Here is a 7,313-nt window from a genome sequence, read left to right as displayed (position 1 = left end):
GCACCGGCACCGCCGGCGCCGGCCTGCGCCTGGCCCGCACCCTCGTACATCTGCTTGCCGATCTCCTGGAGCTGGCTACTCAGCTCCTCGGTCGCCGACTCGACCTCGTCGGTGTCGGCGTCCTCGTCGGCGAGAACCTCCTCGACGTCGTCCATCGCGTCGCGCACGTCGGATTCGAGGTCGTCGTCGACGTTCTCCTCGTTCTCCTCGAGGAGCGTCTCCGCGCGCTGGACCGTGCTCTCGGCCTCGTTGCGCGCCTCGATCCGCTCGCGGCGCTCCTGGTCCTCCTCGGCGTGCTGTTCGGCCTCCGCTTGCATCTGCTCGATCTGGTCGTCCGAGAGGCCCGCGCCGCCCTCGATCGTGATCTCCTCGGAGGTGCCCGACCCCTGGTCCTCCGCGGAGACGTTGACGATGCCGTTCTCGTCGATGTTGAACGACACCTCGATCTGCGGGGTGCCCGCGGGCGCCGGCGGGATGCCGTTGAGCTGGAACTCGCCGAGCAGTTCGTTCTCCTCGGCGATCTCGCGTTCGCCCTGGAACACGCGCACCTGCACCGAGGTCTGGTTGGCCGCCGCGGTGGTGAAGATCTTCGACTCCTCGGTCGGGATCGTGGTGTTCTTCTCGATCAGCCGCTCGAACAGCCCGCCCTTCACCTCGATGCCGAGCGACAGCGGCGTCACGTCCAACAGGACGAGGTCGTCGACGTCGCCCGAGAGCACGCCGCCCTGGATCGCGGCGCCGAGCGCGACCGCCTCGTCGGGGTTGACGTTCTTCTTGGGGTCGACGTCCAGCAGTTCCTCGACCTTCTCTTGGACCTGCGGCATCCGGGTGGAGCCGCCGACGAGGATCACCTCGTCGATGTCCCCCTTGTCGTAGCCGGCGTCCTCGAGCGCCTGCTCCGTCGGGCCGACCGTCCGGTCGAGCAAGTCGCTCGTGATCGACTCGAACGTCGCGCGCGTCATCTCGGTCTCGAGGTGGACCGGCCCCGAGTCGGTCGCCGTGATGAACGGCAGGTTGATCGTGGTCTGCTTGCGGGAGCTGAGCTCGATCTTCGCCTCCTCGGCGGCGTCCTTCAGCCGCTGGAGCGCCTGCCGGTCCTCACGGAGGTCGATCCCGTGGTCGTTCTCGAACTCGTCGGCGAGGTGGTCGATCACCGCCTCGTCCCAGTCGTCGCCCCCGAGGTCGTTGTCGCCGTTGGTCGCGACGACCTCGTAGACGCCGCCGCCCAGGTCGAGCACGCTCACGTCGAACGTCCCGCCGCCGAGGTCGTACACGAGGACGGTCTGGTCCGACTCGTCGTCGAGACCGTACGCCATCGACGCCGCGGTCGGCTCGTTGACGATCCGGTCGACCTCGAAGCCGGCGATCTCGCCGGCGTCCTTCGTCGCCTGCCGCTGACGGTCGTTGAAGTACGCCGGCACCGTGATGACGGCCTTCGCCACCTCGTCGCCGAGGTACTCCTCGGCGTCGTGCTTGATCTTCTGGAGGATCATCGCCGAGATCTGCTCGGGCGTGTACTCCTCGCCGTCGACCTCGACGGTGTAGTCCTCCTCGCCCATGTGCCGTTTGATCGAACTGATCGTGCGTTCGGGGTTCTGGACCGCCTGGTTCTTCGCCGGCTTCCCGACGAGTCGCTCGTCGTCGTCGGAGAACGCGACCACCGACGGCGTCGTCCGGTCTCCCTCGCCGTTCACGATGATCTCGGGTTCGCCACCCTCCATGACCGCGAACGCGGAGTTCGTCGTCCCCAGGTCGATCCCCAGAATCTTGTCGCTCGCCATTGTTGAAAGGGCCTAGGCGGCCCGACTCCGTTAAACGTTACTAGATACGCCGGCACACGGAACCGCGGTACCCCGGCGCAGTCCGGCGGTTTCGCTTTCCCCACCCGTTGGAAGTGGGAACGCTTATCACGAACCGCCGGTCGCGCGGTGCGGCCCGCGCCCCGGTGCGGGCGAGACCGCACGGGAGCCCCCGTCGGTGCCGGGAACTTCGGCGCGTCAGGCGTCGGCGACCGCGTCGAGGTCGTCGAGGAACCGGTCGAGGACGGCCCGCCGGCCGCGCGAGGAGAAGAACTCGTGTTCGCCGTCGTACAGGCGGACCCGGTCGGCGGGCGCGCGCTCGCCGATGGCGCGCGTGCTCACCACGCGGTCGCGCAGCGAGCAGTGGACCGCGCTCCCCTCGCGGAACGGCGGCAGCGTCGACTGCCCCTCCCGGACCGCGCCGAGCCACGCCGGCGAGACGCCGCGGTCGGCCGCCGCGTCCTCCTCTGCCGGTCGGAGGTCGCCGATCGCCGACCGGTCCCGCGTCAGCGGCACGACCCGCTCGGCTATCGGGAGCCGCGACAGCAGCGGGAGTAGCGCCGCCGCGCCGCCGGGGTGCGGGCCCCAGAACGGCGCCGAGTACACCCGGGGGTCGTCGCCGGGGACGTGCGCGAGCGCCAACCCCCCGAGGCTGTGGCCCGCACAGGCGTCGGGGTACACCTCGTCGCGGACCCGCGTCAGCGGCTCGGCGTAGTCACGCTCGAAGTCGGTGCCGTTCTCGTCGAGGACGACCGCGTGGACGGTCCAGCCCGCGTCCGTCAGCCCGTCGAGCAGCCAGTCGACCGTCGCGTGCCCCGGGCGGTTCCCCCACCCGAGCGCGAACAGGAGCGTGCGGTCGCCGTCGCCGCGGACGTGCACGCGCACCGGACTACTCCTCGCTCCCGTCGCTGACGGTCACCTGCGCCGCCTCGAGCACCTTGTCGGCCATCTCGTACCCCGGCTTGTACACGTCGACGACGGTCCCCTCCGGGCGGTCGCTGTCGACGCGCATCATCACCTCGTGCCGCTGGGGGTCGACCGCCTCGCCCGCCTCGGGTTCGATCGGCGTCACGTTCTCCTCGTCGAACACGCGGTCGAACGTCTCCAGCGTGGACTCGACGCCCGGGCGGATGTCCGTCCCCTCCTCCTGGTCGAGCGCGCGGACCAGGTTGTCGCGCACCTCGGTCAGCCGCGAGACCAGGTCCTCGGTCGCGCGCGCCTCGCGGTCCTCCTGGCGCTTCTTCGCGCGCTTCTTGTAGTTCTGGAAGTCGGCCTTCGTCCGCTTCAGCGTCGCCTCCAACTCGTCGACGCGGGCTTCGGCCTCCTCGGCGCGGTCGACCGTCTCCGCCACCGCGGTCGCGAGTTCCTCGTCGTACTCCGCGACGCGGGCGGCCAGCGACTCCGCCTCCCGGTCGTCGTCCGCCCTCGCGGGCTCCGTCTCGGCGTCCGACTCCGTCTCCGCACCGTCGGGGTCGACTCCGGCCTCGTCGCTCATGTGCGGTGTCAGTCGTTCGGCGGAAATAAGGGTTACATGTTGGGCGCGGCCCGCCCCCGACCGCGGCGGGCGAGCGACGGTGGCCCGCGGCTACTGGTACATCCGGACGGGCTGGGCCTTCGACGACTTCTCCTCCTGTCTGCGGATCTGTTCGGCCAACTGCTCTTTCGCCCGCTGGATCCCCGAGGCGCTCTCGTCGAGTTCCGCCGTCGGCACGTCCACCCCGGCGACCGGCGCCACGCCGTCTTCGAGCACCGCCTTCGCCGCCGACGGGTCGGGGAACTGCGGGTCGCAGTCGACCACTAGCCCGACCGCGTCGAGGCCGGTGTCGAGCGCGTGGTTCAACAGCGCGCCGGTCGGCCCCGAGACCAGCCCCGCGCCCTCGGGTGGGTCGATCCCCGCCGCGTCGAGCACCGCCCCGCGGTCGCCGGTGGCGACGCCGCGCACCTCGCGCCCCGCCGCCTCGTCGGCCGGCCCCTCGCGTTTCAGCCCCGCGAGGTACAGCGGCGTCACCGACTCCTCGCGGACCCACTCGGCGCTACACTCGGCGAACTCGCTGGCCGCCTCGGGGGCGACGGGCACGTCCGACTGGAGGACCACCAGATCGCGGTCGGCGTCGGCGTACAGCCTCACCGGCGTCCGGAGCGTGCGGTCGTCGTCGGCGTACGCGGCCGCCAGCGGCAGGCTGTCGCAGTAGACGTTCGCGTAGTGGGTCATCCCGAACGCGCTCACGAGGTGGTCGGCCGCTATCTTCCCCACCAGCCCGGCGCCGGGGAACCCCTCGACGAGCACCGGGTCGTCCAGCGTCAGTTCCGCCGTCACCTCGATCCGGGTCATACCCCCCTATCTCCACCCGGCACCGTAAACCCGCGGTCGCTACCGCTCGCCGCTCACGCCTCTGTCTCGGCCCGCGCGGCGGGCGCCGCTGCCCGCCGGTCGATCGCCGCGGTCCGTTCCGCGGCCGTCGGCTTCGGTCGGTGTGCGGGCGTCAACGGCACGTCGGCGCCGACCACCCCGGCGAGACCGACGAGCGCGACGGCGACCGCGAGCGTCAGTAGTCGGTCGTGGTATATCACACAATACACTTGGAGATGTAAGTAATAAGTATTTGGATGGGTTACACGTACGCCGCTCGCTCATCGATGCCGCGGGCGAGTCGGCGGCGGGTCGCGGGGCGGTCGCGCCGCTCCGAAACCGACAAACGCGCCCCGCGCGAACCGGCGGCGTATGAACCCACTCGACCGCTACGCGCCCCTCGTCGACGACGAGGCGGCGTTCCGCGCCGCCTGCGAGCGGCCGCTCCCGTCGGTGGTTCGGGTCAACACCATCCTCGGGGACGCCGACCGGGTCGCCGCCGCCTTCGACGCCGAGGGGACGGGCTACGAGCGCGCCGACTGGCACGACGGCGTCTTCCGGCTGTCCGGCGGGTCGCCCGGGACGACGTGGCCGTACGCGCACGGGTGGGTCCACGGTCAAGAGGAGGTGTCGGCGCTTCCGGCGCTCGCGCTCGACCCGGACCCCGGCGAGCGCGTCCTCGACGCCTGCGCCGCCCCGGGGAGCAAGACCACCCAACTCGCGGCGCTCATGGACGACCGGGGGACGCTCGTCGGCAACGACACCAACCTCGGGCGCATCTCCGCGCTCAGACACAACGCCGAACGGCTGGGGGTCACTGACCTCGTGGTCGACCAGCAGAACGCGCGCAACTACTCGCTGAAGCACCTGGGGTTCGACGCGTTCGACCGGGTGCTCGTTGACGCGCCGTGTTCGTGTGAGGGGACCGTCCGGAAGAACCCCGACGCGCTCGAGACGTGGACGCTCGATCACGTCCACGAGATCGCGGGCGTCCAGAAGGGGCTCCTCCGGCGGGCGGTACAGGCCACCCGCCCCGGCGGGACCGTCGTCTACTCGACGTGTACGTTCGCCCCCGAGGAGAACGAGGCGGTGCTCGATCACGTGCTCCGCGAGGAGGACTGCCGGGTCGAGCCGTGGGACCCCCCGCTCGACGCTCGGCCGGGCGTGACCGGGTGGGACGGCGAGACGTACGACCCCGACGTCGAGCGCGCCAGCCGGGTGTACCCCCACCTCAACGACACGGGCGGGTTCTTCGTGGCGAAACTCCGCGTCGGCGGCGACGCGGCGGACGGCGCCGACGCGGAGGTGGCGGCGTGAGCCAGCGACCCGGCGGCTCGGACGACGCCCCCGAGAACGACGGCGGCCGGTTCGACCGCCTCCCGGCGACCGCCGCCGACCGGCGCGTTCCGGGGCGCGCGACGCGCGCGGAGGTGCTCGACTGGTGGGACGAGCGGTTCGGCGTCCCGCCGGAGACGTTCGACGGCCACACGTTCTGGGAGAAGGGGTCGGGGAAGCTCTGGGCGTTCGCGGACGACGTTCCCTCGCCGATCGACGTCGAGGGCGTCGGGATGACGTTCCTCCGGACGCGACAGGAGCACTGGAAACCCACCACGACCGCGGTCAAGCGCTGGGGCCGGCTGGCGACGAGGAACGTCGTGACGCTCTCGCCGGGCGAGGCGTCGGCGTTCGCCGCGGGCCACGACCAGGCGCTCCCGCGGTGGGACGGCGACTGGGGCTACCTGGTCGCCGCCCACGAACTCGCGGGCGACCCCGAACCGATCGGCGTCGGGCTGTACGTCCACGGGGAACTCCGCTCGGTCGTGCCGAAGGGGTACCAAGAGGAGTTACCCGACCTGTCGGCCGCGGACGCGGGCGCCGCTCGCTCCGAGTAGTCGGCCGTCAGCCGTCGTCCTTCTCGCGGACGGTCCCGCCGCCGAGTCCCTCCCACGCGACCCGGTAGCCGAGCGCCGACAGCGCGGCGCTCGCGTCCGGTATCCCCAGGTCGGCGAGCGCCGCCTCCGCGTCGGCGTACGACGCCCCGGCTTCGACCCGTTCGCCCGCCGTCTCCAGCACCGCGGGTCTGACGAGCGTCCCGCCGAGCCGTCGGTGCTCGGGGAACGCCACGTCGTCCATCGCCCCGGTCGGCACGCCGTACTCCGCCGCGAGGTCGGCGACCGACACCGCGTCCGCGTCGGGAACGAGTTCCGCGGGCAGGTCGGCGGTCACCTCGGCCTCCAGGTCGGCCTCGTACTCCCGGAGGACGTCGACCACGTCCTTCACCCGGACCGACCCCGCGTAGGGTATCGCGCGGTGGTCGCGGGCGGCGATCTCCTCGCCGACGCCGAGCGACTCGTCGACCGCGACCACCAGTTCCACGTCCTCGACGCCGTCCAACTGCGCGAGCTTCTTCTCGACGTACTCGGGCGTCCAGAAGCCCATCACCTCGAAGAAGACGCGGAAGTCGGCGTGGCGGTAGACGAACGCGAAGTCGGGGATCATCACGCTGGTGTCGACCCGCAGCGGCTCCGGCTCGCGAACCAGTTCCCAGTCGAGGTCGAGCGCCCGAAAGCGCGCGGCGAAGTCCGCCTCGACGCCCGAGTCGAACGCGGGCTCCGCCAGCGGCTCCACCCCGGGGACCCGAACCTCGGCGTCCGAGAGGCGGAGCGTCCGCTCGCGCCCCCGGTCGTCTATCGTCGCTTCGAGCTCCCAGTCGGCCGCGCTCCCGGCGACGCTCCGGAGCAGGCGCGCGAACGCGGTGCCGTACCGCCGGCTCCGCCGGAACAGCGCGTCCGGGCCGGTCACCACCACCTCCCGCACCGGGAGACCCGCCGCGGCGGTCGACGCGCCGCCCGCACGCCCGCCGTCGGCCCCGCCCGTCGTCGCGTCCGCCCCGCGCTCGCCGCCCTCGATCTCGTACAGCAGGCCCAGCCGCTTGACCGCGCTCACGAGCGCCTTCGGGTCCGACGAGCGCACGCGGACCTCCGTGGCGTCGAACAGCGCGGTCTGCGCCAGCGAGAGGTCGTACTGCGCGAGGAGGGCGTCCGGCCCCCACCGCGGGTCGAACGACGCCAACACCCGGTTCACGTCGCGGTCGGCGTACAGCGAGGCGTTGAGGTCGGCGGGGTCGACCCCGAGCCCGTCGGCCGCGCGCGCGAGCGCCGCCG

Annotated in this window: 8 protein-coding genes; 2 read left to right on the top strand and 6 right to left on the bottom strand. The window is 72.1% G+C overall.

Annotation, left to right across the window (positions count from 1 at the left end; genetic code table 11):
• The 5 genes from dnaK to K933_RS07345 all read right to left on the bottom strand — a co-directional run.
• A partial coding sequence (gene dnaK / locus K933_RS07365) for a molecular chaperone DnaK (protein WP_023394074.1) occupies positions 1-1,781 on the bottom strand: 1,781 nt, incomplete at its 3' end.
• Between the two features lie 216 nt (positions 1,782-1,997).
• Positions 1,998-2,684: an alpha/beta hydrolase gene (locus K933_RS07360; RefSeq protein ID WP_023394072.1), complete on the bottom strand. Its 687-nt coding sequence runs from the start codon at positions 2,682-2,684 to the stop codon at positions 1,998-2,000.
• A 4-nt stretch (positions 2,685-2,688) separates the two neighbouring features.
• A complete protein-coding gene (locus K933_RS07355) occupies positions 2,689-3,294 on the bottom strand; it encodes a nucleotide exchange factor GrpE (protein WP_023394071.1) in 606 nt (201 codons plus the stop codon).
• A gap of 90 nt (positions 3,295-3,384) precedes the next feature.
• Entirely contained in the window at positions 3,385-4,131 is a 747-nt protein-coding gene (locus K933_RS07350; RefSeq protein WP_023394070.1) for a proteasome assembly chaperone family protein, read from the bottom strand.
• 53 nt (positions 4,132-4,184) lie between these two features.
• Positions 4,185-4,370, bottom strand: coding sequence for a hypothetical protein (locus K933_RS07345; protein WP_023394069.1), 186 nt, complete (start codon positions 4,368-4,370; stop codon positions 4,185-4,187).
• Positions 4,371-4,521: 151 nt separating this feature from the next.
• Here K933_RS07345 and K933_RS07340 point away from each other — a divergent pair, with 151 nt between their 5' ends.
• On the top strand, positions 4,522-5,466 hold the full coding sequence (locus K933_RS07340) for an RsmB/NOP family class I SAM-dependent RNA methyltransferase (RefSeq protein ID WP_023394068.1): 945 nt from the start codon (positions 4,522-4,524) through the stop codon (positions 5,464-5,466).
• The gene (locus tag K933_RS07335; RefSeq protein WP_023394067.1) at positions 5,463-6,041 is read left to right on the top strand and encodes a DUF7122 family protein; all 579 of its coding nucleotides are present in this window, start codon (positions 5,463-5,465) and stop codon (positions 6,039-6,041) included. Before K933_RS07340 ends, K933_RS07335 begins: the two co-directional genes overlap by 4 nt.
• A gap of 7 nt (positions 6,042-6,048) precedes the next feature.
• Here K933_RS07335 and K933_RS07330 read toward each other — a convergent pair.
• Positions 6,049-7,313, bottom strand: a 1,265-nt coding sequence (locus tag K933_RS07330; RefSeq protein WP_023394066.1) for a DUF790 family protein, incomplete at its 5' end; no start/stop codon positions are given.

This window comes from Candidatus Halobonum tyrrellensis G22 (assembly GCF_000495475.1).
Taxonomy (GTDB): Archaea; Halobacteriota; Halobacteria; order Halobacteriales; family Haloferacaceae; genus Halobonum; species Halobonum tyrrellense.
This window is presented reverse-complemented; position numbering and strand designations above follow the sequence as displayed.